We start from the raw sequence: 23,929 nt of genomic DNA, 5'->3' as shown, positions 1-23,929 counted from the left end.
TATTAACACTAAAAATTAAAAATGACGCAAAAACGTGGATTTGAAATTGTATCAAAAAAGATGACAGATGGTATTCATACACCAAAACGTAGTACGCAAGCTGCGGCAGGTTATGATTTCGAGGCCTCAGAAGATGTGACGATACCTAGTGCGCTAAGTAATCATTTTTTTAAGGGCCTAAGCATATTATCATTAGGAAAACTAAAAAATGTGCGTAATAATGAAGATTTGCAAAACTTATTGAAGCCAGTATTGATACCTACGGGCATTAAGGCTTATATGGCAGAAGGTGAGTATTTACAACTAGTTTCACGCTCAAGTGGGCCAATTAAAAAGCGTATTATGATGCCGAATTCAGTTGGTATTGTGGATGCAGACTATTATAATAATGACGCAAATGAAGGTGAGATATTTTTTCAGTTTATTAATTTTGGTATCAAAGATGTACATATCAAGAAGGGTGAACGCATTGGACAAGGCATCTTCTTACCCTACTTATTAGCTGATGGGGATGAACAAGATACTAAATCACAGCGTCAAGGTGGATTTGGTTCAACCGGGCAAAATTAATGGCAGATGAAGCCAAAGATATTGTGTTACGTGGTAATCAATTTAGTTTTAAATATCGAACAACTGGTATTTTTATCAATGCCAAAGGTAATATTGCCATTAATGTGGACCCTGTTACCCAACAAGCTGGTTTACCTGGCGGTAAAGTGAAATACGGGGAAACAAGTCGAGAAGCCATTGAGCGTGAATTTATTGAAGAGATGGGTATCCATGTCCGCGCAATACGTCTTATTGCTGTTATTGAGAATTTGTTTAATATTGATGACCAACAATACAATGAAATCATGTTCACATGGTTGATTGAACGTGTGGATCAAGAACAAGTATTTGCTAAAGATAGTTGGGAACAATGTGTAACGTGGCGTAAAATAAGTGAACTACCTGACATTAAACCAAAGATATTACAAACAGTTTTATGTGATTTACCAACAATACCAGTACATTTGATCAATCGTGATTAACGAAAAGGAGAAAAATCATCGCCAAAGTAAAAACACAATTTATTTGTTCAAACTGCGGTTCTGTTTCAGCACGATATCTTGGTCGTTGCTCAAATTGTGGTCAATGGGGCACGTTAGTTGAGGAAAAACTACAACCAGAAACAAATGATCGCAAGAGCCGCGTCAGTTTAGATGGTCGCACAGCTAAAGTTCAAAAAATTAACGCAATCACATCTGAAGAAACGCCCCGTGTTGCAACTAAATTACAAGAACTTAATCGCGTGTTAGGTGGTGGTGTAGTACCGGGGTCGATGGTGTTAATCGGTGGGGATCCAGGTATTGGTAAATCAACGCTATTGCTACAAGTTTCTGGGCAATTAGCACAAGAAGGTCGTGTGCTATATGTCACCGGAGAAGAATCAGCAACACAAGTTAAATTACGAGCTGATCGTTTAGGAGTAGGTCATGATGAATTTTATCTTTACCCCGAAACAGATATGGTAGCTATAAAAAAGCAGATTGATGAATTACAGCCAGATTTTGTAGTGATCGATTCAGTACAAACGATGCAGGAGCCAGATGTTACCTCAGCAATCGGGTCGGTTTCACAAATTAGAGAAGTGACAGCTGATTTGTTACAAATTGCAAAGACAAATAATATTTCAGTCTTTATTGTTGGTCATGTCACCAAAGATGGTGCAATTGCAGGACCTAAAATTTTAGAGCATATGGTTGATACCGTGCTTTATTTTGAGGGCGATATGCATCACAATTATCGTATTTTACGAGCAGTCAAAAATCGTTTTGGTGCAACGAACGAATTAGGTATTTTTGAAATGCGGGATGGTGGTTTGCGCGAAGTAGCTAATCCATCTGAGATTTTTTTAGAAGAACGACTAGACGGTGCCACTGGCTCGGCTGTGGTTATTGCTTTAGAAGGATCACGTCCGATACTTGTTGAATTACAAGCATTAGTGACACCAACTGTTTTTGGTAATGCACAACGCACAGCCACTGGATTAGATCGTAATCGTGTCAGTTTAATCATGGCGGTTTTGGAAAAGCGAGCTAACTTATTATTGCAAAACCAAGATGCTTATTTAAAAGCTGCTGGTGGCGTTAAGCTAGATGAGCCAGCTATTGATTTAGCTGTTGCCGTGGCGCTGGCGAGCTCATACCATGATAAAGAAACACGCCCAACAGATGCGTTTATCGGTGAGTTGGGTCTGACTGGTGAAGTACGCAGCGTGCCACAAATTGAAGAACGGCTGAAAGAAGCAAGCAAATTGGGATTCAAACGGGTTATTGCACCACAAAATAATTTGAATGGTATAGAAATACCTGATGGGCTACGAGTGCTCGGAGTTGCCACGCTGACGCAAGCATTGAAAGTTGCTTTTGACTAAATTAAAAGGAGAAGCGATTGGATTTTATAGGTAATATTCTTGTTGAAGTTATTAAGGTGATATATCGTACACATTATCAGTATGTTAGCGACGGCAAAGCTTATAGTTTGAGATGGTGGACTGGGGGGGTGCTAGTCGCTGCCATTGAATTGTTTTCTAGCTTAGCTCTCCTATATTTGACGGTCTTTGTGATAATCAGCCGACGTTTTGGCGGCTCTGATTGGCTGTCAATCGCAGCGTTAGCGTTGGTTCTTTTATTATTAGCTGCTGGTTCTTTTTATTTAGTAGCTTTGTGGTGGCCCGTACTATATGGCCTAACGAAACAACGTGATGATAGTGGTAATATAATTGCAGCTGAATCATATCATGCTGGCAAACATTTTGTGAAATCTGATCAGTATGATGGTATTCTAAAGAAAAATAAAAAACCTTAAAAATATAATATATTGCAATCAAAGCCCTAAGGGGCTTTTTTGCTTCTAAAGAAAGACAAATATATGATTCAACAGTTGTAAAAATATTTTCTTATAGGAAAATTGAAATAGTCATGATTATTTCTGTGTATAATATAAGCTATTCATACAATAAACTATAAAAGGAACACCGAATGAGCATAGTAGCGAATACTTTTTCAGAAGTCCAAAATGTAGGTCAGTTAATTCGTGACATTCGTAAAACACGAGGAGTATCTGTAAACGAGCTGGCACAAGTTACAGGATTAGCGTGTAGTGTTATTTCTAAGTTTGAAAGAGGCAAAACAGATATTCAATTTAGTAGTATGATTAAAATTTTGAGTGCAATGTCTTTGACACTAGAAGATTTATGTCATTCGGCAGTTTTTGATGAATTTTTGATTAATGAACTTGTTGAGAAAGCTTATCAGTTTAAAAATGACCCGGTCATGTTGAAAAATATTTTAGATGAAATACAGCAGCGAGATATGCTATTACGACAAGAACGGGTTTTTAAACTAATTTTGATAATGCGTATTAACACTAGCCAGTTATGCCCGATCGAAGTCAATGACTATTTCGATAATCTAGAAGAGCTTTTGACTTTTGATGCCTATCTAGCACTTTTAGCAGAACCATTTTTATCACGACGTATTGGTTTGAGAATTGCTAAAGCGGTATCTCGTTATCAAGGTCAACATCCACAAATTATGGCTGCCGTTTTTGATGCTTTTGTAGATAGAATAGTGTAAGAGTAAGTAAATATTTGATTCACTAAACGGTTTAATTGGGGGAAGAATACTCATGAAAAATATTGTCATAACAGGCGGTTCATCAGGTGTTGGATTAGCCATCGCTAAGGATCTGGTTCAAGAAAATAACATCATCATTATTGGGCGGAATCAACAAAAGGCGCAGCTTGTTCAAGTTAAATTGGGTGCTAATGTCAAAGTTGTCATTGGTGATTTATCCAAAGCATCTGAGCGTATGCAGGTGGTTTCCAAAATTAAGGAGATTTTTTCTCATATTGATGTTTTGATTCATAGTGCAGGCGTCATGCCACATACGGCTGGTGAAAATATTAATAATAATCTATTATCTCATTATTATTTAACATTGAATTTGCAGGAGGCATTGGTAAACAGTCGCGTGTTAATTGTGACAGGTAATCCTAGAGCAATCAATTTGATGCCAATTTGTGATATACAAAATAGTGTGTTGGCTAGAGCGGGTTGGTTAGTGACACATAAGACACTTTTGATGTTTTTATTAGCAAATCAATTGGAAAATCAAAATACAACAGTGAATAGTTTCTTTCCGGGTGATGTGCGTAGTGATTTGATGGATTACACAAAGACATTAACTAACACAGACGTTCCCGTTGGTAAATATTTGGCAATTAGTCCTGATGTTAAACATTTATCTGGTATTTTCTTTGATGAAGATGGCACAGTTGTTCCGCTCAATACTAAAAAGTTTAGTTTTGAAAATGCAGAGAAAAACTTACGTCAGTATTTAAGCTAACTTAAATGATGTCATCAATCAAACTATGCCCAATTAAGTCAATCAGTAGTCTTTTCATTATGATATGATAAAATGGTTTTATTCATACTTGAAGGGCAATTAAGAAAAAATGACAACTAAAAAAGTAGTTTTACTCACTGGTGCTAGTAGCGGTATCGGTTATCAAACAGCGGTGCTTTTGGCCTCATTAGATTATAAAGTTTATGGTGCAGCGCGTCGCGTTGAAAAAATGGCGCCTTTGGCAGCCTTAGGTATTACACCCATTAAGCTTGATGTGACTGATGAGGAATCAAGCAAACAAGCTATTCAAGAAATTATTAATCAAGAGGGGCGCATTGATGTTTTGATTAATAATGCTGGGTATGGCTCATATGGCGCTATCGAAAATGTGGCACTTGATGAAGCTAAACATCAATTTGATACGAATTTATTTGGTGTGGCAAGGTTAGTTCAATTAGTCATGCCTTATATGCGGGAACAACATGCAGGTAAAATCATTAATATCTCATCCATGGCAGGACGGGTGACAACGTATATGGGTGCTTGGTACCATGCCACAAAGTATGCCCTAGAGGCATTTAGTGATGCACTACGCATGGAAGTTAAACCTTTTGGTGTGGATGTTGTATTGGTTGAACCAGGTGGTATTAAAACTGAATGGGGTATCATTGCGGCCGATCATCTGAAACAATCTTCACAAGGCACAGTTTATAGTGAACATGCCTTAGCAGCCGCAGATCGCATGCATAAACTTTACAATTCAGATAAATTAACTGATCCAAGCGTTATTGCTGGCACTATTGTTAAAGCAGTTGAAAGTAGTCGGCCACGTGCACGTTATCTGGTCGGTTATGGTGCCAAATTCTCAGTGTTTTTGCATACCATTTTGCCAGCAAAGTTTTTCGATAAGCTCGTTCAAAAATTAATTTAACCAGTCAATACAAAATAATGACCTTTCACGTGCTTTTACTTTTCGCCTAGAAATTAAGCAAGTCGATTGTGGAAAATAACCTCATCATTAATTTTATTAACTTTTTCAATGTTATGAATAGACATGGTAATCATTATTTCTTTTTTAGTCTAATTATTAGCAAAACAAAAATAAATACTCCGATACCTATGGGGTAAATACCGGTAAGACTATTCTGAGCCCAGATGATCATGATACCCAGTAAAATGAAGATTGCAGGGAGAATACTTGCATATAATAAACCGTAATCACCAGATAAATATTTTTGCCAAGTCTGCTGAAGATTGAGGTGATATGTTTCATCGAATTTTGTAATCTCATTGAGTGCTACTATTGTCAATACAGTTATGATACAAATTAATGACATTACGATACTGTTAATTTGAATCCAATTTAGTAAACTTGATAACAAGATTAATGATAGAATAACATCAATACCTAGTAAACTAATTCTTACTGGACTGAGACTTTGTGATACATCTTTTTTCTCAAGATATTTACGAAGGCCATCGTCTTCTTTTAATAGTGTATCCAATGAAATATGGTAATACTCACTTAGCTTGATTAAGTTAGTAATATCAGGATAAGTTTTTTCATTCTCCCAACTTGATATTGTTTGCCGAGTAATAAAAAAATCTTTAGCTACTTGATCTTGAGTTAAGTGTTTCTCCAATCGTACGCTTTTTAAATGGTCACCGAATGTCATAAAAATGCCTCCTAAGTCTTGACTATTATTTTAGACGGAGACGATGTAAATCGTAAGCAATAATTCATTGCGCCGCATACTTAATAGGCTTCTAGCTATTTACATCAATTAAAAATGCATCAATTTAGCTCTCGATGAGCTGTAATTGGTGCATTTTTTAAATAATAGTTGCTTATTTTTGTTGTCGCACTCGTGCTATAACACGACCCATCGAAAATAGTAATGTGATATTAAACCATAAACCGTAAAAGCGGGTTAAACCACTATTTGTAATGGTCACAGCTAAAAATGCCAGTAATAATGATTTCATCATTACGCTTTGGAATTCATTGACAGTAATTGCGAAACGATCAGGTTTTAATGATGAAAAGATGAAGAGTAATATGACATAAATTGTTGGTAAAATGTAGTACGCAAACATGTGTCTCCCTAGAATTATCGTGAGTTTTTGTTCAAAATGGATAAAATCAGTACTTCAATTGTCACATGCTCACTATAAAAAAGCAACGTGAAAGCGTCTTTTTTGCTCATTAGATATAAAATTGATAGAATAATAGTTATGCAAAGTAGCGTAGATAGTGTTACGTATGCTTTACGTCATGATTTAAAGAGATAATCAAGCACAGAACTCATGATGTGTTCATTCTGGAGAAAAAATAATGTCTAAAATAGCAATAATTAGCGATTCAGCATCAGCGATACCACTTACAGTGCGTAATCGCTACCATATTTTTCAAGTGAATGATCCTATTATTTTTGGGAATGAAGTTTACAAGGAAACAGTCGATATTCATAATCTTGGTGAGTTAGTCAAGCTGATGAAAGATAAAAAGATGATTGCCTCGACGTCACAACCAGCACCGGGTGATTGGGAGGAAGTACTGAATTTAGCCAAAGCATCAGGCTATGATTCAGCACTAATTATCCCAATCTCATCAGGTATATCCGGTGCTTACCAAACAGCTCATGCTGTTGCCTCTGCATACGAAAGCATGTCAGATGTACGTGCGTGGGATTCAAAATTTGCAGTGATGGGTTCTGGTATGCAAGCTGTCATGGCAGCTGCACTGGCTGAAAAAGGGAAGACCTTAGATGAAATTTTGGCAACGCTTGATATATTAAGAGAAACGCTAGATGTACGCTTTGTTGTCAATGACATCTCCCATTTACAACGAACTGGACGTTTATCACGAGGTGCAGCGTTAGTTGGTGGCTTACTTAATATTAAGCCAATTTTATCAATAGATATTCAAGGTGAAGGTAAGATAGGCGCTGTAGGTAAGGCACGCAAAATGAGTGGATCACTGAAAGAAATTAAAGAAGCACTTAATCAATATTTGACAAGGGCAGATTTTCCAGTGCGTGCTTTTGTGATTGATGGCAATAATGCTAAATTGGGAGATAAGTGGCTCAAAGATTTGCAACACGATTATCCAACAGTTAAATTTGAACGTGGTGAAATCGGTGCTTATATTGGCGTTCATACGGGAGATGGTACGATGGGTGTCTTGTGGGGACGTGATTGGGAGACTTTAATTTAAAATTTTTAAAGTGATTTGGTCACTAGTTTTTCTATTGATTAACTCGATAGCTGAAAAGTTGTTATTTCAGTTATCGTTTTTTATTAACATAGTGTGTAATAATGTTATAATATTAACAATAAATTGATTTACGGGGACAACTAAATGCAACGATCAAAACGTTATCAAATTACATACGAGGTTTTGAATGCTGTCACACACGGTTTCGGATTTTTATTAGCTGTTTTAGCTGGTATCATGCTGCTAATTCATGTTTTCCGACACCCAGTTTCCGCCTTTGAAATTACCGCAATTATTATATATGCTGTCACAGTAGGATTCTTTTTGTTAGCTTCAACATTATTTCACTCATTAGTTTTTACACGCGCGGCTAAAATTTTCCAATTTTTTGATCATGCCGGTATTTATCTGGTTATTTTGGGCAGTTATACGCCGTATACATGGTTATTAATCAGAGGTTGGGTTGGTTGGTCGATTTGGGGCGCTATCTTGACCATGACGATTGCTGGCTTTGTCTATGATTTGTTTTTTGTTGGTCGTTGGCCGTGGGTATCTGTGACAATTTATCTGGTTATGGGATGGCTTATTGTCCTTGCTATGCCTGTTTTATGGGGCGTCTTGTCACATACCGCCTTTTGGCTCCTAGTAGCTGGCGGGTTGACTTATTCAGCTGGGACTATCTTTTATCTCGTACCAAAGATCCCAATGGGTCACGTTTATTGGCATATATTTGTTTTAGGTGGTGCAGGATTGATGTTTGCTAGTATTTATTTAAGTTTATAAAAAAGCTGAACCATGAGGATTCAGCTTTTTTTGTATAATAAAAGACCAGCAAATAAATTATTTACTGGTCTTAGTTAGTGGACAGCCAGGGGCTCGAACCCTGGACCCACGGATTAAGAGTCCGTTGCTCTACCAACTGAGCTAGCTGTCCATATGTTATTTGTTTTAAACAACATATAATATAATACCATGGGTAATTTTAAAAAGCAATAGGTTAATACCATTTATGGACGAACAGGCGTTTTATGGTTTATCAGTGCTATTTAGTATAAAATAGAGAAAGTTAAAGCGAAAGGAAATGTTTTGGAAACAGATTCTAAAACATCAGAGTAATATGCTAGATCTTATTAAATCAATTATTATTGGAATCGTTGAAGGTATAACAGAATTCTTACCAGTTTCATCAACGGGACATATTATCTTGGTATCGTCTCTCATGAATATTCCAGGTGGTGCGGTTTGGACAAAAAGTTTTACTGCAGTTTTTGATTACACCATTCAATTAGGTGCCATTTTCGCGGTTATTCAGCTTTATTTCCACAAACTTAACCCGTTTTCATCAACCAAAACACCGCGTGAACGTTTTCAAACGTGGCGGTTGTGGATTAAGGTTGCTGTTGGTTTCTTGCCAGCTTTGATTTTTGGCTTCTTACTCAACGATTTTATGGATGCCCATTTATTAAATGTTTGGGTTGTTTCAGCTATGCTGATTCTTTACGGTATTTTGTTTATCGTAATTGAAAATCGACAAAAAGGTATTGCACCAAAGGTAACTGATCTTAATAAGATGACATACCAGTTAGCATTGTTTATTGGGTTATTTCAAGTTTTGTCATTAGTTCCTGGAACCTCTCGGTCGGGGGCAACGATTTTAGGGGCGATTCTTCTAGGCGCATCACGTTTTGTGGCAGCTGAATTTTCATTCTTCTTATCTATTCCAGTGATGTTCGGGGTAACTGTATTAAAAGTTGGGTCGTTCTTAGCCCACGGTGGTCGCTTTACAATCATGCAAAGTCTCGTGATGTTAATTGGATTTGTGGTATCTTGGATTGTGGCTTGGTTCGCTATTAAAGTGATGATGAGATATATTCAAAATAATGATTTCAAGATATTCGGTTGGTATCGTATTGTCGTTGGTGTGCTATTCCTATTATTAGCTGTCTTCGGTGTGATAACAATCGCTTAATTTTAAAAAAGATGCAAACATTCGTTTGCATCTTTTTTGTGGATAAAATGCTTTAACTAGTAGGTAAATAGCCCAATAAATTATAAAAAAATCGCTAATTCGTTAAAAATGACACAAAAACTTTTTTAAGTCTAAATAGAGTTGATGTGTCATTATTTGTTGTCCTAAAAACACATGCTACTTATTTATAGTCAGTATTATTCTCTAAAAAATAGTTGTAATATTGAATGTACGACATCAAATATTTTAAAAGAAAAGGGGGTAGTTATTTGTTTATGAACAGTAAAATAAAACAATACACACTCACGGATTTAAATGTTATAAAACGGAGTGGTGAGGTGATGCCATTCTACACCTATAAAATCAATTACATCCTAGAGCAGCTTGAGTTATCACTAGAAGAGCAACAGCAGGTACAAAATGGTTTGTACGAGATATTAAGCCATCACACAAGCGTCACAACTGTAGAAATACACGATTTTTTGGTTAAATTGCTCAATGATGAACAAGAGGGTGCTGCGCAGGCTTATGAAGCTAGTTTTGCGGATAAACAACAGCAATTTGCTGACGCCACTAATATTGAGAAAAATATTTCAAAATTATTCAACCAAGACGAGGCGATAGTACACGAAAATGCGAACAAAGATAGTCGTGTGTTTAACACACAACGTGATTTAGAAGCAGGCGTTGTTAGTCGCGCGTTAGGTCTAAAAATGTTGCCACCACGCGTTGCCAGAGGGCATCTCCGCGGTGAAATTCATTGGCACGACTTAGACTATTCACCAGTAACGCCAGCAACTAATTGTTGCCTAATTGATTTTGAAAATCTATTAACCAATGGTTATAAAATTGGTAATGCATGGGTTGATTCACCAAAATCTATTCAAACAGCTACTGCGCAAATGGCGCAAATTATTGCCAACGTTGCATCGTCTCAATATGGTGGTTGTTCTGCTAATCGTATTGATCAGCTGTTAGCACCCTATGCCCAATTAAATTATGACAAGCATCTAGTTGACGCTAAAAAATGGGTCAGTGATGATCAGCAAGCAGCCTATGCCAAAGAAAAGACGTGCAAAGATATTTATGACGCGATGCAGGCACTAGAATATGAAATTAATACTTTATATTCTTCTCAAGGTCAAACACCGTTTACGACGATTAATTTTGGGTTAGGGACAAACTGGATTGAACGTGAAATTCAGAAAGCGATTTTAAAAATACGAATCCTAGGTTTGGGGAAGGAACATCGTACAGCAATTTTTCCCAAGTTAACTTTTACGTTGAAAAAAGGGCTTAATTTTGCGCCTGATGATGCCAACTATGATATCAAACAATTAGCAATTGAATGTTCTACAAAACGGATGTACCCTGATTTATTAATGTACGATAAAATCGTTGAAATTACAGGGAGTTTCAAAACACCGATGGGCTGCCGTTCATTTTTACAGGGTTGGCAAGATGAAAATGGACAAGAAGTTAACGACGGTCGCATGAATTTGGGTGTTGTATCGGTTAATTTACCACGAATAGCCTTGTATGCAGCGGGAGATTTTGATACTTTTTGGCGTATTTTCGATGAAAAGATGATGCTTTGTCATGAGGCGTTAGCTTACCGCATTGAGCGGACTAAAGAAGCGATACCAGAAAATGCACCGTTGTTGTACATGTATGGTGCTTTTGGCAAGCGTCTGAAAGCTACAGACAGTGTTGATGAAGTCTTTAAAAATGGACGTGCAACGGTTTCGCTGGGATATTTGGGGTTATATGAAGTTTGCACGGCATTTTTTGGCCCTGAGTGGGAAAAAAATAAAGCGGCGCATGACTTTGCTTTGCAGATTGTGGCCAAGATGCATGATTATTGTTTAGCCTGGGAAAAGGAAAGCGGCTATCATTATAGTCTTTACTCCACACCGGCAGAATCTTTGACGGATACATTCTGTCGGTTAGATATGAAAAAATTTGGTCATATACCAGATATTACGGATAAAGATTACTATACCAATAGTTATCATTATGATGTTCGAAAACATCCAACACCATTTGAAAAAATCACTTTTGAAGAAGCTTTCCCTAAATATGCTGCCGGTGGTTTTATTCACTATTGTGAGTATCCAAATTTGAAACAAAATCCGAGTGCATTGGAGGCAGTTTGGGATTGGGCGTACGATCATGTGGGTTATTTAGGGACGAACACATGTATCGATAAATGCTTTAAATGTGGCTTCATGGGTGAATTTAAAGCGACCGCACGGGGATTTGTTTGCCCAGAGTGTGGGAACCATGATCCAGCATTCTGTGATGTTGTTAAGCGAACTTGTGGTTACTTAGGAAACCCACAACAACGACCAATGGTGCATGGTCGTCATATTGAAATCAAATCACGACAAAAGAATTTAACTCAGGAGATGATTGCACATGCCGCAGCATATTCGAAAACCAAACAATCCGATTCCCAACGACTGGATCGCACCGAATTATAGTGAACATCGAATTGCCGATTATAAACCCTTTAATTTTGTTGATGGTGAAGGTGTACGCTGTAGTTTGTATGTGAGTGGTTGCCTATTTCTTTGTCCGGGTTGCTATAATGTTGCCGCTCAAAACTTTCATTTTGGACAGCCTTATACAAAAGATCTTGAAGATAAAATTATTGAAGATTTGAGCCATGATTATGTTCAAGGGTTAACATTACTAGGTGGTGAGCCTTTTTTGAACACTGAGGTTTGTTTACAATTATGCCGCCGTATTCGTAAAGAATTTGGAAATAGTAAAGATATTTGGTCTTGGACTGGCTATACATGGGATGAGTTAATTCATGATTCTTACGACAAGGTGCGTTTACTGTCATTAATTGATATTTTAGTAGATGGGCGTTTTTTAGAAGATGAAAAAGATTTGACGTTACAATTTCGAGGAAGTGCTAACCAACGTATTATTGATGTACAAAAATCGATTAATGCTCATGATGTAGTTATTTGGGATAAATTAGTACGATAATTACTTTTTCTTAATCATAGTAATCAAAAAAACTGCCAATTGGCAGTTTTTTTTGATTTAAACAGCGGCAACTGCACTGTCTTTTATTTGACATGAAAATATAAAATCAGGTGGGGTTAACAAGCCGATATTTTTGACAATGACATTACCTGATAAATAGCCACCAACATGTTGGTTGAGGCCAGACTTACCATAGCCAAAGGTAACTGTGGTATGCGCTTTTAATGCGGCACCACGGACTTCTCCAGTTGTTGCATCAATACCTGTAGGTACGTCAACTGCAATGACTGTTTTTTCAATATGATTGGCGGCCTTAATCATTTTTTGCAAACCTTCGGGCAAAATATTGTTTAATCCAATACCAAAGATAGCGTCAATAATTAATGTTGCTTCATTAAAATCACTTTTTTCAGCACGAACCAGGCCATAATTTTCTATAATGTTGAGTTGTCGTGTCACAGTTTCTTTGGCACGAGCAACGTTACCGACAAATTGTAATGAGACATTAATGCCTTGTGCGTACAACAGGCGCGCAATTGCGACGCCATCAGCACCATTATTACCTAAGCCAGATAGCACGAGTACATGATCTAAATTAAAATGGCCAGCGCCGATAACCTCAACAACTGCAAGAGCTGCACGTTCAATTAAAACATCTTGTGGCATACCAATAGTTTCAATTGTATAATTATCAATTTTTTGCATTTCAGCAGCAGTAACAAGTTGCATTGTAATCACTTTTCTTTCTCAATATTATTGTTAATTATACAGGATATTATCGATTAACGTGAAACAATTTGTGAATTTTTCAATGTTCGTATTTTTTTCTGCTACAATATAAAATAAAAGTTTTGAGGAATTCACATGCAACATTTAGATTATAGTCAACAAAAAGATTGGTATCAAGCGGATGACACACCTTTTCAATCCCCAATCGCGATCAATACTTCACAAACTTTGCCAGAAACAAAGTCAGATTTAACTGTGAAATTTCATGACCGTACGCAATATCAAGATAGAGTAGTGGGTGAGCAGTTTTTGGTCCAAGGAGAGTTGGTTGTGAATGGAGAAACATGGCAACTCGAACGGTTTCATTTTCATGATGGTGCGGAACATTTAATTGATAATGTTCGACATGATGCTGAAATCCATTTTGTCTATCATAAAAATGATGATACGTTGGTTTTGGCTATCTTTGGGGATGTTGCTACGGGCGCAAATACACACATTCCAGATATTTTTACTGGTGAAATAGATGCCAAGCTATTAGCTGACTTATTGCCGCCACATCATGACTATTTCCACTATGTTGGCTCACTAACAACGCCACCTTTAGGTGAGAATATCTCATGGCTTATCTTGGCAGAACCGATTGCATTGAGTACGGTTGATCTGGCAATTTTACATGACCGTTATCCAAATAATTATCGTGATATACAAGATGTGGCGGGAAGAGAAGTGTCGTCGATTGATATCATAAAGTAGTTGGTTAGATTAGGCGTCATATAGTATTGGCATGGAGATATAATTTCCTGTGCTGACACCTTGATAACGTGATATGATAAAAGATAGTTTATTTATTAGGGAGTTATCATTTTGGGTGTTTTTTTTCAATCAATTCAAGGTGTGCTGGTCATATTAGTAATGATTGCCATTGGATATATATTGGCTAGTCGGCAATGGTTTACTGAAAAATCAGGCCAAATTATTGCGCGTATTGTCACGCAAATTGCGTTGCCAATGTATATGATTCATACAATTACTAGCGATTTTACAGTTGATAAATTGCGGCAATTATTACCAGACATCAAGTTTCCAATTATATCAATGATTATCTTGTTTGCAATTTCAATTGCTGTCTCGCGAATTTTGCAAATTCGGAAAAATCGGCGTGGATTATTTCAATCCATGTTTTTTAATTCAAATACAGTTTTCGTTGGATTGCCGATTAACATGGCTTTATTTGGCACTGAAAGCTTACCTTATGTGTTGGTTTATTATATGGTCAATACGACTTTTTTTTGGACGCTAGGAACTTATTTAATCCAACGTGATGGTGAAGGTGAATGGCGATTTGATTGGATAAGTACGCTAAGAAAAGTATTTTCACCACCGTTACTTGGATTTGTAGTAGGTGTGTTGTTAGTATTATTTGATATTCAGTTACCAACGTTTGTTGTTTCAGATTTGCAATATATTGGTGATTTAACAGTACCGCTATCTATGTTTTTCATTGGGATTGCAGTTCATCATGCTGGGTTAAAAAATCTGACATTTAATCAGTATAGTTTAGGTATTTTAGGTGGCCGGTTTATTTTGGCGCCCATTATTATGTTTTTGCTACTTTGGAAAACAGATATGCCACATCTAATGAAACAGGTTTTCATTTTGCAAGCAGCGATGCCAGTGATGACGAACGCACCAGTTGTTGCTAGTTTATATGGTGCTGATGCTGATTATGCCGCCGCCATGGTGACTGAATCCACAATTTTAAGCCTTATTATGGTACCTATATTGATGACATTAATTCAGCAAATATAATTAATAAAATAATATAAAATTGAGCGATGTGTTGTTAAGTTTTATATTATTTTATTATCGTGTAGTTCATTGAAATTGCTTAATGATTCATTCGCTTTTGTATTGTGAAACCGTGCCATATCAGGTAAACTAAATGATATGGAAAACTTTCAAGAACAATTAAAAAGTCGACGTACTTTTGCTATCATTTCTCACCCGGATGCGGGGAAAACAACCTTAACCGAACAATTACTATTGCATGGCGGCGTTATTCGTGAAGCAGGTACAGTTAAAGGGCGTGGGTCTCACAAATTAGCCTCTTCTGATTGGATGGCTATTGAACAACAACGTGGTATTTCTGTCACGTCATCTGTTTTGCAATTTAACTATGATGGTAAACGCATTAATATTTTGGATACACCAGGTCACGAGGATTTTTCCGAAGATACTTACCGTACATTAATGGCGGTGGATTCAGTTGTCATGGTTGTAGATGCGGCTAAGGGTATCGAGCCACAGACAAAAAAATTGTTTGAAATTGTCGCACAACGTGGTATTCCTATTTTTACTTTTTTTAACAAAATTGATCGTGATGCACGACCAGCACTTGATTTAGTAGATGAATTAGAAACTATTTTAGGCATTCAAGCTTATCCTATGAATTGGCCAATGGGTTCTGGTCAGATTTTACAAGGTATTTATGATTTAAAGCATAATCAAGTCGTTCCTTTTAAAAATGCGACAGCACATCCTGAAATTGTTGAAGAATCGATGGATGAAATCGAGCTATTGCGTGATGCCGGTAATGAATTTGATCAAGAAGCTATTGCACAAGGTAAATTAACACCAGTATTTTTTGGATCAGCTTTGGTAAATTTTGGTGTGACAGAATTTTTACGCGAGTACTTGACATACGCGCCAGCACCAGCCGATATGACAACAGTAGATGATCAAATCATTGTACCGGAAAGCACCCAATTTAGTGGCTTTGTTTTTAAAATTCAGGCCAATATGGATCCGAGACATCGTGATCGAATTGCTTTTGTGCGCATTGTTTCTGGGGCATTTAATCGTGGTATGGATGTGACACTGCAACGTAGTGGTAAGAAACTTAAGTTGTCTAATGTAACGCAATTTATGGCTGAAGAGCGCGAAAATGTGCAAACAGCCGTACCAGGCGATATTATTGGTGTGTACGACACTGGTAATTTTCAAATTGGAGATACCATTTATTCTGGTAAAAAGAATGTTCAATTTCCAGATTTACCAACATTTACACCAGAGTTGTTCAATCGGGTGGTAGCCAAGGATGTTATGAAGCAAAAGTCGTATCATAAAGGTATCGAGCAACTGGTTCAAGAAGGTACGATTCAACTATATAAATCATGGCAAGGTGGCGAATATATCATCGGTGCCGTTGGTCAATTGCAATTTGAGGTATTTCAATTCCGTATGGAAAATGAATACAATGTTGAAATTCAATTTGAACCAATTGGTTCAAAAGTAGCACGCTGGGTTTCCCCAGATCAATTAGATGAAAAAATGGCTTCGAACCGTAATTTACTAGTAAAAGATCGATATGATCAGCCAGTATTCTTATTTGAAAATAAATTTGCTATGAATTGGTTCCATGATAAATATCCCGATGTCATCTTAGAAGAAAAAATGTAACAGATAAGAAAAAGTAGCTCAAAGAGCTGCTTTTTTATATATAGTCAAGTTTTGGAAACTTTATTTACGTTTACTTGTAAGCGCTTACTTTTAGTGTTATAATTAAGTTAACAAATAAAGAGGAGGCCTTGAATGACGCAAAATAATTTATCAGAAATTGAAACGTCAGAGGCTATCATCTTGTAGACGACGGTTGATATACAACAGATCCGTATTAGGAAAACATTAATAAATGATTTGAATCAATCAACTTGAGTTATAAAAATGTATCCACTGTAAAATGGTTTAATGACCAGCAAACAAAGTTTTGGACACCTATTACAAGAAATACAGTCGTGATAGATTGGCAAGAAGCGAGATGATGGTGTGACGTTAATATTTCAGCTTCACCTATGCGTTTGCAGCGCAAAGCATATAATTAAATAACCATAGAACCTGACATTATGATGACATAGTGCCAGGTTTTTGGTTTATAATAAAAAAGATGCATTGTGACACAAATGTACAACAAAATGAGATAAACTTTAGGAGGAGAGGTGAGATACGCGTGATATGATATCATGTTGACTCACCATAAATACTTATGGAAACAAAAGGGAATAACGCTATTTACGATTTGCATGATAGGCCGCCATTGTTTACTTGGTTAGGGTTATCATTGCAGCATCTTTTCTCGATGTTTGGTGCAACTGTTTTAGTACCATTGTTAGTTGGTTTGAATCCGGGTGTGGCGTTATTTACTTCAGGTATTGGTACGTTGCTCCACTTATTAATTACGCATGGTAAAGTACCTGCGTATATGGGATCGAGTTTTGCGTTTATTATTCCTATGGCTTCGTTGTTGAAAACAATTGGTTATCCGGCTGTTGCCCAAGGAATTATCGCTGTTGGTATTGTTTACTTAGTTGTGGCATTAATTATTACTTATACAGGGACTGGTTGGATTGATAAAATTTTCCCAGCTGAAGTTGTTGGTCCTATCATTATGGTGATTGGTCTAAGTTTGGCAGGAGCGGCTGCTAGTTCAGCAACTACTATTAATGGTAAATATGATTGGAAAGTTTTTGTTGTTGCATTGCTAACGCTACTAGCAACCATTGCTTTTAACATGTTTCTGAAAGGATTCTTGGGTCTATTACCAGTATTATTGGGTATTATTTTTGGTTATATTATCGCTATACCTTTCGGATTAGTCGATTTGTCGCCGGTGGCACAAGCGCAATGGTTCCAGTTACCAAATTTTGAGACTTTTATTGGTTCAGATGGCTTTAAGTTCTATCCAAGTGCTGTGTTGACTATGGCGCCACTCGCCTTGGTCACTTTATCTGAACATTTAGGGCACTTAATGATTTTGTCGAAAATTACTGGACATGATTTCTTTGAGAATCCTGGATTGCAACGTACGTTATCTGGTGACGGAACCGCTTCTGTAGTGGCTGGATTAGTAGGTGGTCCAGCAGTTACCTCGTATGGCGAAAATATTGGTGTCATGCAGTTGAGTCGTGTTTATTCTGTTTGGGTTATTGGTGGTGCTGCATTTTTTGCTGTTATTTTTAGTTTTGTCGGTAAGCTGTCAGCACTTATTTCAACTATTCCCGGCGCAGTAACTGGTGGTGTTGGCTTCATGCTTTATGGTGTGATTGCTGCTGCTGGCTTGCAAGTTATTGTTGATAACAAAGTTGATTACAGTAAAAAGCGTAATCTGATGATTGCTGCACCAATTATGGTGATCGGAATTGGTAATTTCCATCTCCAACTTGGGGCACAAATTGATTTTTCAGGTGTGGCCATTGCAACGGTACTAGGTATTGTTTTGAGCTTAGTTTTGCCAAAAGTTGCGGCAAGTGAAAAAGAATTATAAAATTAACGTTTATTTTAAAGTGTTAACCTTAATATTTTGTGGTGTTATATTTGAATAGTAAACAACGAAGCGGCATATACCAATCACTCATGGTATATGCCGCTTTTATATGATATTCTGTTTATTCTATCACAATTTTGAGCAAATAATGATAGCTTGCGATGTAGCAGGTAGACGAATATCCAAGTCAAAAGTGTACGAAGAGAAATAGGAATTAAAAATGTTATGCAACCCATGAAAGCCCTTTCAGACGGGGTTTTTCTGAATTTATTAAGGATTTTAACATTCTGTAAATAATTAAAATCATTAATTTTTTTAATAATTACGTAGCAAAAACTAACATACTAGAGCTTTTTCAGATTATCTGAATAATCTTTGTGAAAAAGTGACGTAAAATGGTTGAATTTCATTTTTAAAAGAGTATTATTGGTTTATATGTTATGACGAATAGCCGATTACGACCATTTCGCCAAATTTATTGAGAAAGGAGAAAGCGCATGGATGACCCTACGGCACCGTTTGAGTTTCTAAACCTCACGTTTGACTGGGGTACGATACTTTCAACGTTGCTGGCAATGGCAATTGTTGTGATTGTATCGATTGTTCTGACACGAAATCTTGCAGTAAAACCAGGTAAGCGACAAAATGCTATTGAGTACTTACTTGATTTTACCAATGGCATCGTGGGTGGACAGTTGCCAAAGAAGCAAGCGCGTCAATTTGGTTTGTATGCATTTACGTTGTTTTTCTTCGTTGTTGTATCAAATGAAATGGGCTTACTGCTTCAATTGCAGGGAACTGATGGCGTGACTTATATTAAGTCACCTACAGCCAACCCAATCGTAACGATGACGTTAGCGATTATGTCTTTGATGGTTGCACATGGCATGGGTGTACAAGAACTTGGCTTTAAGGGGTACCTTAAAAACATGTTGTTCAAACCTTATGCTTGGATGTTGCCACTAAATATCATTGAACAGTTAGCTAACTTCTTGACGTTATCACTACGTTTGTTTGGTAATATCTTCGCTGGTGAAATGTTACTGACACTTGTGGCGAATAGCTTAGCATGGCCTGGACAGTTTAATGGGTTCTGGTCAGTGCTGGCATTGCCGATTGAAATGGTCTGGCAAGGCTTTTCACTCTTTATCGGTGGGATTCAAGCCTACGTATTCGTAATTTTGACAGGTGTGTTCATATCACAGTTGTCAGGTAACGAGTAAAGAGTGTTTCGACAAATGAGATTTGTGCCACAATTTGACTAATTATAATCAAGTTATGACACAAGTTGGTTTGTTAATGACGCGGGAGCGTATCATCCGACTAAAATGGAAACGCGTTTGACGGTGTACAATATCTTGGTACAGATAATTATTAGCAAGACTGGTAAACTCTGGTCTTAATATTGATAGTTATTAGTACTATGGTAGTTGCGCATCGTCTCACGCCTACAATAAGGAGTAATCTCATGGATTTGCACAATCTTGGTGTAATCGCAGCGGGTCTTGCAGCCGCTGGAGCCGCCGTTGGTGGTGGTATTGGAAACGGTGTTTTGATTTCACAATTCTTGGCAGGTATGAGCCGCCAACCAGAACTCGAAAGCCGTTTGTTGTCACGTATGTTCTTGGGTGTTGCGTTGGTTGAAGTTATGCCAATTTTGTCAATTGTCTTCGCCTTCATGTTGATGGGCAAGTAAACACAAATAAGTAGTGGAGGAAAATCATGTTTGGTTTAACAACCTTAGCAGCAGGAAAATTACCATTAGGTAATATGCTGTTTATTATCATTTCATTCCTCGTGTTGATGTACATTTTGAAATTGGTTGCCTATGGGCCACTGACAAAAGTCCTTGATGAACGTGCTGATAAGATTTCTAATGATATTGATGGTGCTGAAACAGCGCGTCAAGAAGCAGAAGAATTGTCAGCACAACGTCAAAGTGAGTTGGCTAATACACGTCAAGAAGCAACCAAAGTTGTGGCTGATGCAAAAATCAGTGCGCAAAAGCAAAGCGATTCTTTGATTGCTGTTGCTTCACAACGTGCGACTTCAATCAGCCAACAAGCACAAACTGATGCTGAAAAGCTCAAGGAAGACGCAATTTATAATGCAAAGAATGATGTTGCATCGCTCTCAGTAGCAATTGCTTCAAAGCTTATGCAAAAAGAATTATCGTTAAATGATCAACAAGCATTAATTGATGCTTACATTTCAGATTTAGAAACTAAATAAGGAGTATTGGTATGGCAAAAAATCTTAAAGATATCGCTGACCAGTACGCCAAAGCAATTTTTGAACTATCTAGCGAGCAAAACAACGTTGCAGAAACGCAGTTAGATTTGAACGCCTTGAAAACGGTATTCAATGATAATCCAAATTTTGTTGTTGTGGTTACATCTCGTGATGTTGATGTCGCTTTGCGCGATAATTTGTTACAAACGTTAACAAACGGCACATCTGAACCAATTGAAAATTTGGTCAAGTTGTTAGCTTATAATGATCGTCTGGACATTTTACCGTTGATTGTTGACGCATTCAACGAACAATATAATGAAGTAAATGGTATTGTTGATGCAATCGCTACAACAGCTGTTCCGTTAGATGAGGCACGTTTGAACAAGTTAGCCACAGTCTTTGCATCAAAAACAGGTGCGAAACAAGTGAACTTGAAAAACGTCGTTGATGAAGGCATCCTAGGTGGTGTAATATTGCAATCGCAATCAGCATTAGTTGATGGTAGTTTGCGAACAAAAATTGCCAAAATGAAGGCACAATTATTAGGTTAGTGAGGAAGAATAATGGCTATTCAAGCTGAAGAAATATCTGCTTTAATTAAGCAACAGCTCGAAAAGTTCGACACAACACTGACTGTAGAAGAAGTGGGAACTGTTACCTATATTGGTGATGGTGTGGCTCGTGCAACCGGCTTGGCTAATGCCATGGCTGGTGAATTGCTTGAATTTGCTAATGGCACATTCGGGATGGCCCAAAACCTCGACACAAACGAAGTTGGTATCATCATTCTTGGTGGTTTTGACGATATTCGTGAAGGTGATACAGTTAAGCGTACTGGCCGCATTATGGAAGTGCCAGTTGGCGAACAATTAATTGGACGTGTTGTTAATGCTTTGGGTCAACCAATTGATGGATTGGGTGAGATCAAAACAGACAAGACACGACCTGTCGAAGTAAAAGCACCTGGAGTTATGCAACGTAAGTCGGTTTTTGAACCGTTGCAGACAGGTATTAAAGCAATTGATGCCCTCGTTCCAATCGGACGTGGACAACGTGAATTAATTATTGGTGACCGTAAGACTGGTAAAACATCTTTGGCCATTGATGCAATTTTGAATCAAAAAGATCAAAATATGATTGTTATTTATGTTGCTATTGGACAAAAGGACTCAACTGTGCGTACGCAAGTTGAGACATTGCGTCAAATGGGTGCATTAGATTATACAATCGTTGTTAATGCTGGTCCTTCAGAACCAGCACCTATGTTGTACTTAGCACCTTATGTTGGGGCTGCTATGGGTGAAGAATTCATGTACAATGGCAAGCACGTCTTGATCATTTATGATGATTTATCAAAGCAAGCTACAGCTTACCGTGAACTGTCATTGATTCTTCGTCGTCCGCCAGGACGTGAAGCTTACCCAGGAGATGTCTTTTACTTGCATTCCCGTTTGCTAGAACGTGCTGCAAAGTTATCAGATGAATTGGGTGGTGGCTCGATGACAGCCCTACCAATTATCGAAACGCAAGCTGGAGATGTCTCGGCATATATTCCAACGAACGTTATTTCTATCACTGATGGTCAAGTGTTCTTGGATGCTGATCAATTCTATGCTGGTGTACGTCCTGCCATTGATGCTGGAACTTCTGTTTCACGTGTTGGTGGTGACGCTCAAATTAAAGCTATGAAGAAAGTTGCTGGTACATTACGTTTGGACCTAGCTTCATTCCGTGAATTAGAAAGCTTTGCGCAATTTGGTTCAGATTTGGACGAAGCAACACAAGCCAAGTTGGCTCGTGGTCGTCGCACAGTTGAAATTTTGAAGCAACCGTTGCATAAGCCTATGCCTGTTGAACAACAAGTTGTTGTGCTTTACGCATTAACACATGGCTATATTGATGACATTGCTGTTGACGATATTCAACGTTTCCAAGAGGAACTCATTGCCTATGTTGATGCTAATGCTACTGGTTTGTTCAAGACAATTATTGAAACAAAAAACTTGCCTGAAGAAACTGATTTGAACTCAGCAATTGAAGCTTTCAAGGCTGGCTTTGCTGGGTCAACAGCTGAATAATAGGAGGACGCTGCAATGGCTTCTTTGCAAGAGATTCAGCGTCGTATCTCATCCACTAAAAAGACGCGCCAAATTACGAGTGCCATGCAGATGGTTTCAACTGCTAAACTCAGTCAAATTCAACGTTACAGTGTTGGATATCAGGCTTATGCCGCACGATTGGAAGCAGTGGTTGAACATTTAGTTTCTGCTCATCTTTTTGATAATGCAGATGCTAAGCATATCCCATTAATTGCTCAACGCCAAATTAAAAAGACTGGTCTTTTAGTTGTTACGTCAGATCGTGGTTTAGTTGGATCATATAATGCAAATGTTATTAAACAAACAAATGCTTTGATGGCTCGCTTAAACTTAGATACAACAAATACAGCTATTTTAGCAGTTGGTGGTAATGGGGCTGATTTCTATAAAAAACGTGGTTTTGAAGTTATATTAGAACACCGTGGTGTATCAGATGTACCGTCATTTAACGAAATTCGTTCGGTGGTTAATACAGTAACAAGTTTGTATGAAGCAGAAGTGTTTGATGCATTGCATGTTGTGTATAATCACTTTATAAACCGATTGACAAGTGTTTACCAGGATGTCCAATTATTACCATTAACTGGTGATACTTTGAATACAATGGGTGGTACGGAAGCTGATAAAGCTGAATTAGATGTTCAAAGTACGTATGAAATCGAACCAGATATGACAGCTGTTTTGAATGTTGTATTACCACAATTTGCACAGAGTTTGGTGTATGAAGCGGTGCTTGATGCTAAAACGGCTGAACACGCAGCTTCGTCAACCGCGATGAAGTCTGCTACAGATAATGCTAAAGACTTAATTGGTCGTTTAGAGTTGCAGTTTAACCGTGCGCGTCAAGCAGAGATTACGACAGAAATTACAGAAATTACAGGTGGTATGGCTGCCTTAGAGTAAGCTATATTGCTTTAAACACTTATTGTTTAAAGTCAGAAATAACCTGATAAATTATATTAAAG

General features: G+C 37.5%; 25 protein-coding genes and 1 tRNA gene. 22 read left to right on the top strand and 4 right to left on the bottom strand.

What is annotated here, in order from left to right; translation table 11 throughout:
- The first annotated feature begins 21 nt into the window (after positions 1 to 21).
- From HNQ98_RS07995 to HNQ98_RS07965, 7 genes are all read left to right on the top strand, one after another.
- Positions 22 to 570, top strand: coding sequence for a dCTP deaminase/dUTPase family protein (locus HNQ98_RS07995; RefSeq protein ID WP_014973635.1), 549 nt, complete (start codon positions 22 to 24; stop codon positions 568 to 570).
- A complete protein-coding gene (locus HNQ98_RS07990) occupies positions 570 to 1,031 on the top strand; it encodes an NUDIX hydrolase (protein ID WP_014973636.1) in 462 nt (153 codons plus the stop codon). Before HNQ98_RS07995 ends, HNQ98_RS07990 begins: the two co-directional genes overlap by 1 nt.
- Positions 1,032 to 1,048: 17 nt before the next feature.
- Positions 1,049 to 2,416 carry a DNA repair protein RadA gene (radA, locus tag HNQ98_RS07985; protein ID WP_081579526.1) on the top strand — a complete coding sequence of 456 codons (1,368 nt, stop codon included), beginning with the start codon at positions 1,049 to 1,051 and terminating at the stop codon, positions 2,414 to 2,416.
- A 17-nt stretch (positions 2,417 to 2,433) separates the two neighbouring features.
- The gene (locus HNQ98_RS07980) at positions 2,434 to 2,850 is read left to right on the top strand and encodes a hypothetical protein (RefSeq protein WP_014973638.1); all 417 of its coding nucleotides are present in this window, start codon (positions 2,434 to 2,436) and stop codon (positions 2,848 to 2,850) included.
- Between the two features lie 173 nt (positions 2,851 to 3,023).
- Positions 3,024 to 3,620: a helix-turn-helix domain-containing protein gene (locus HNQ98_RS07975; RefSeq protein ID WP_014973639.1), complete on the top strand. Its 597-nt coding sequence runs from the start codon at positions 3,024 to 3,026 to the stop codon at positions 3,618 to 3,620.
- Between the two features lie 52 nt (positions 3,621 to 3,672).
- Positions 3,673 to 4,392: an SDR family NAD(P)-dependent oxidoreductase gene (locus HNQ98_RS07970; protein ID WP_014973640.1), complete on the top strand. Its 720-nt coding sequence runs from the start codon at positions 3,673 to 3,675 to the stop codon at positions 4,390 to 4,392.
- Between the two features lie 109 nt (positions 4,393 to 4,501).
- A complete protein-coding gene (locus tag HNQ98_RS07965; RefSeq protein ID WP_135198000.1) occupies positions 4,502 to 5,323 on the top strand; it encodes an oxidoreductase in 822 nt (273 codons plus the stop codon).
- Positions 5,324 to 5,456: 133 nt separating this feature from the next.
- Here HNQ98_RS07965 and HNQ98_RS07960 read toward each other — a convergent pair whose 3' ends face one another.
- A complete protein-coding gene (locus HNQ98_RS07960; RefSeq protein ID WP_014973642.1) occupies positions 5,457 to 6,068 on the bottom strand; it encodes a helix-turn-helix domain-containing protein in 612 nt (203 codons plus the stop codon).
- A gap of 172 nt (positions 6,069 to 6,240) precedes the next feature.
- Complete coding sequence (locus HNQ98_RS07955; RefSeq protein ID WP_014973643.1) at positions 6,241 to 6,489, bottom strand: hypothetical protein; 249 nt, start codon at positions 6,487 to 6,489, stop codon at positions 6,241 to 6,243.
- Between the two features lie 238 nt (positions 6,490 to 6,727).
- Between HNQ98_RS07955 and HNQ98_RS07950 the strand changes: the two genes are divergently transcribed.
- On the top strand, positions 6,728 to 7,609 hold the full coding sequence (locus tag HNQ98_RS07950; RefSeq protein WP_014973644.1) for a DegV family protein: 882 nt from the start codon (positions 6,728 to 6,730) through the stop codon (positions 7,607 to 7,609).
- A gap of 144 nt (positions 7,610 to 7,753) precedes the next feature.
- Positions 7,754 to 8,392, top strand: coding sequence for a PAQR family membrane homeostasis protein TrhA (gene trhA / locus HNQ98_RS07945; protein ID WP_014973645.1), 639 nt, complete (start codon positions 7,754 to 7,756; stop codon positions 8,390 to 8,392).
- 78 nt (positions 8,393 to 8,470) lie between these two features.
- Here the strand turns inward: trhA and HNQ98_RS07940 are convergent.
- Positions 8,471 to 8,543 (bottom strand) — tRNA-Lys (locus HNQ98_RS07940).
- A 183-nt stretch (positions 8,544 to 8,726) separates the two neighbouring features.
- Here HNQ98_RS07940 and HNQ98_RS07935 point away from each other — a divergent pair.
- The 3 genes from HNQ98_RS07935 (at position 8,727) to nrdG (ending at position 12,578) form a co-directional block, all read left to right on the top strand.
- Entirely contained in the window at positions 8,727 to 9,578 is an 852-nt protein-coding gene (locus HNQ98_RS07935; protein WP_014973646.1) for an undecaprenyl-diphosphate phosphatase, read from the top strand.
- A 275-nt stretch (positions 9,579 to 9,853) separates the two neighbouring features.
- Positions 9,854 to 12,061, top strand: coding sequence for an anaerobic ribonucleoside-triphosphate reductase (gene nrdD, locus HNQ98_RS07930; RefSeq protein ID WP_014973647.1), 2,208 nt, complete (start codon positions 9,854 to 9,856; stop codon positions 12,059 to 12,061).
- A complete protein-coding gene (gene nrdG / locus HNQ98_RS07925; RefSeq protein ID WP_014973648.1) occupies positions 11,997 to 12,578 on the top strand; it encodes an anaerobic ribonucleoside-triphosphate reductase activating protein in 582 nt (193 codons plus the stop codon). Before nrdD ends, nrdG begins: the two co-directional genes overlap by 65 nt.
- 57 nt (positions 12,579 to 12,635) lie before the next feature.
- On the opposite strand, the gene HNQ98_RS07920 is transcribed toward nrdG, so the two are convergent.
- Positions 12,636 to 13,307, bottom strand: coding sequence for an NAD(P)H-hydrate epimerase (locus HNQ98_RS07920; RefSeq protein ID WP_014973649.1), 672 nt, complete (start codon positions 13,305 to 13,307; stop codon positions 12,636 to 12,638).
- A gap of 135 nt (positions 13,308 to 13,442) precedes the next feature.
- Between HNQ98_RS07920 and HNQ98_RS07915 the strand changes: the two genes are divergently transcribed.
- From HNQ98_RS07915 to HNQ98_RS07870, 10 genes are all read left to right on the top strand, one after another.
- Positions 13,443 to 14,063: a carbonic anhydrase family protein gene (locus HNQ98_RS07915; RefSeq protein WP_014973650.1), complete on the top strand. Its 621-nt coding sequence runs from the start codon at positions 13,443 to 13,445 to the stop codon at positions 14,061 to 14,063.
- Positions 14,064 to 14,174: 111 nt separating this feature from the next.
- Positions 14,175 to 15,119, top strand: a complete 945-nt coding sequence (locus tag HNQ98_RS07910; RefSeq protein WP_014973651.1) for an AEC family transporter — start codon at positions 14,175 to 14,177, stop codon at positions 15,117 to 15,119.
- A gap of 138 nt (positions 15,120 to 15,257) precedes the next feature.
- Positions 15,258 to 16,769, top strand: coding sequence for a peptide chain release factor 3 (locus HNQ98_RS07905; RefSeq protein ID WP_014973652.1), 1,512 nt, complete (start codon positions 15,258 to 15,260; stop codon positions 16,767 to 16,769).
- 583 nt (positions 16,770 to 17,352) lie between these two features.
- Positions 17,353 to 18,630, top strand: a complete 1,278-nt coding sequence (locus HNQ98_RS07900; RefSeq protein WP_014973653.1) for a solute carrier family 23 protein — start codon at positions 17,353 to 17,355, stop codon at positions 18,628 to 18,630.
- A gap of 497 nt (positions 18,631 to 19,127) precedes the next feature.
- Positions 19,128 to 19,853, top strand: a complete 726-nt coding sequence (gene atpB, locus HNQ98_RS07895) for a F0F1 ATP synthase subunit A (protein ID WP_014973654.1) — start codon at positions 19,128 to 19,130, stop codon at positions 19,851 to 19,853.
- A 245-nt stretch (positions 19,854 to 20,098) separates the two neighbouring features.
- Entirely contained in the window at positions 20,099 to 20,326 is a 228-nt protein-coding gene (gene atpE / locus HNQ98_RS07890) for a F0F1 ATP synthase subunit C (RefSeq protein WP_004902064.1), read from the top strand.
- A 26-nt stretch (positions 20,327 to 20,352) separates the two neighbouring features.
- On the top strand, positions 20,353 to 20,862 hold the full coding sequence (atpF, locus tag HNQ98_RS07885; RefSeq protein WP_014973655.1) for a F0F1 ATP synthase subunit B: 510 nt from the start codon (positions 20,353 to 20,355) through the stop codon (positions 20,860 to 20,862).
- A gap of 11 nt (positions 20,863 to 20,873) precedes the next feature.
- Positions 20,874 to 21,416 (top strand): ATP synthase F1 subunit delta, encoded by a 543-nt coding sequence (gene atpH / locus HNQ98_RS07880; RefSeq protein WP_014973656.1) that lies wholly within the window; start codon positions 20,874 to 20,876, stop codon positions 21,414 to 21,416.
- Positions 21,417 to 21,428: 12 nt separating this feature from the next.
- Positions 21,429 to 22,943, top strand: a complete 1,515-nt coding sequence (gene atpA / locus HNQ98_RS07875; protein ID WP_014973657.1) for a F0F1 ATP synthase subunit alpha — start codon at positions 21,429 to 21,431, stop codon at positions 22,941 to 22,943.
- Between the two features lie 15 nt (positions 22,944 to 22,958).
- The gene (locus HNQ98_RS07870; RefSeq protein ID WP_014973658.1) at positions 22,959 to 23,867 is read left to right on the top strand and encodes a F0F1 ATP synthase subunit gamma; all 909 of its coding nucleotides are present in this window, start codon (positions 22,959 to 22,961) and stop codon (positions 23,865 to 23,867) included.
- The last annotated feature ends 62 nt before the right edge of the window (positions 23,868 to 23,929 follow it).

This window comes from Leuconostoc carnosum, assembly GCF_014207505.1.
Lineage (GTDB): Bacteria > Bacillota > Bacilli > Lactobacillales > Lactobacillaceae > Leuconostoc > Leuconostoc carnosum.
The sequence above is the reverse complement of the archived record's forward strand: the minus strand, read 5'-3'. Positions and strand labels throughout refer to the sequence as shown.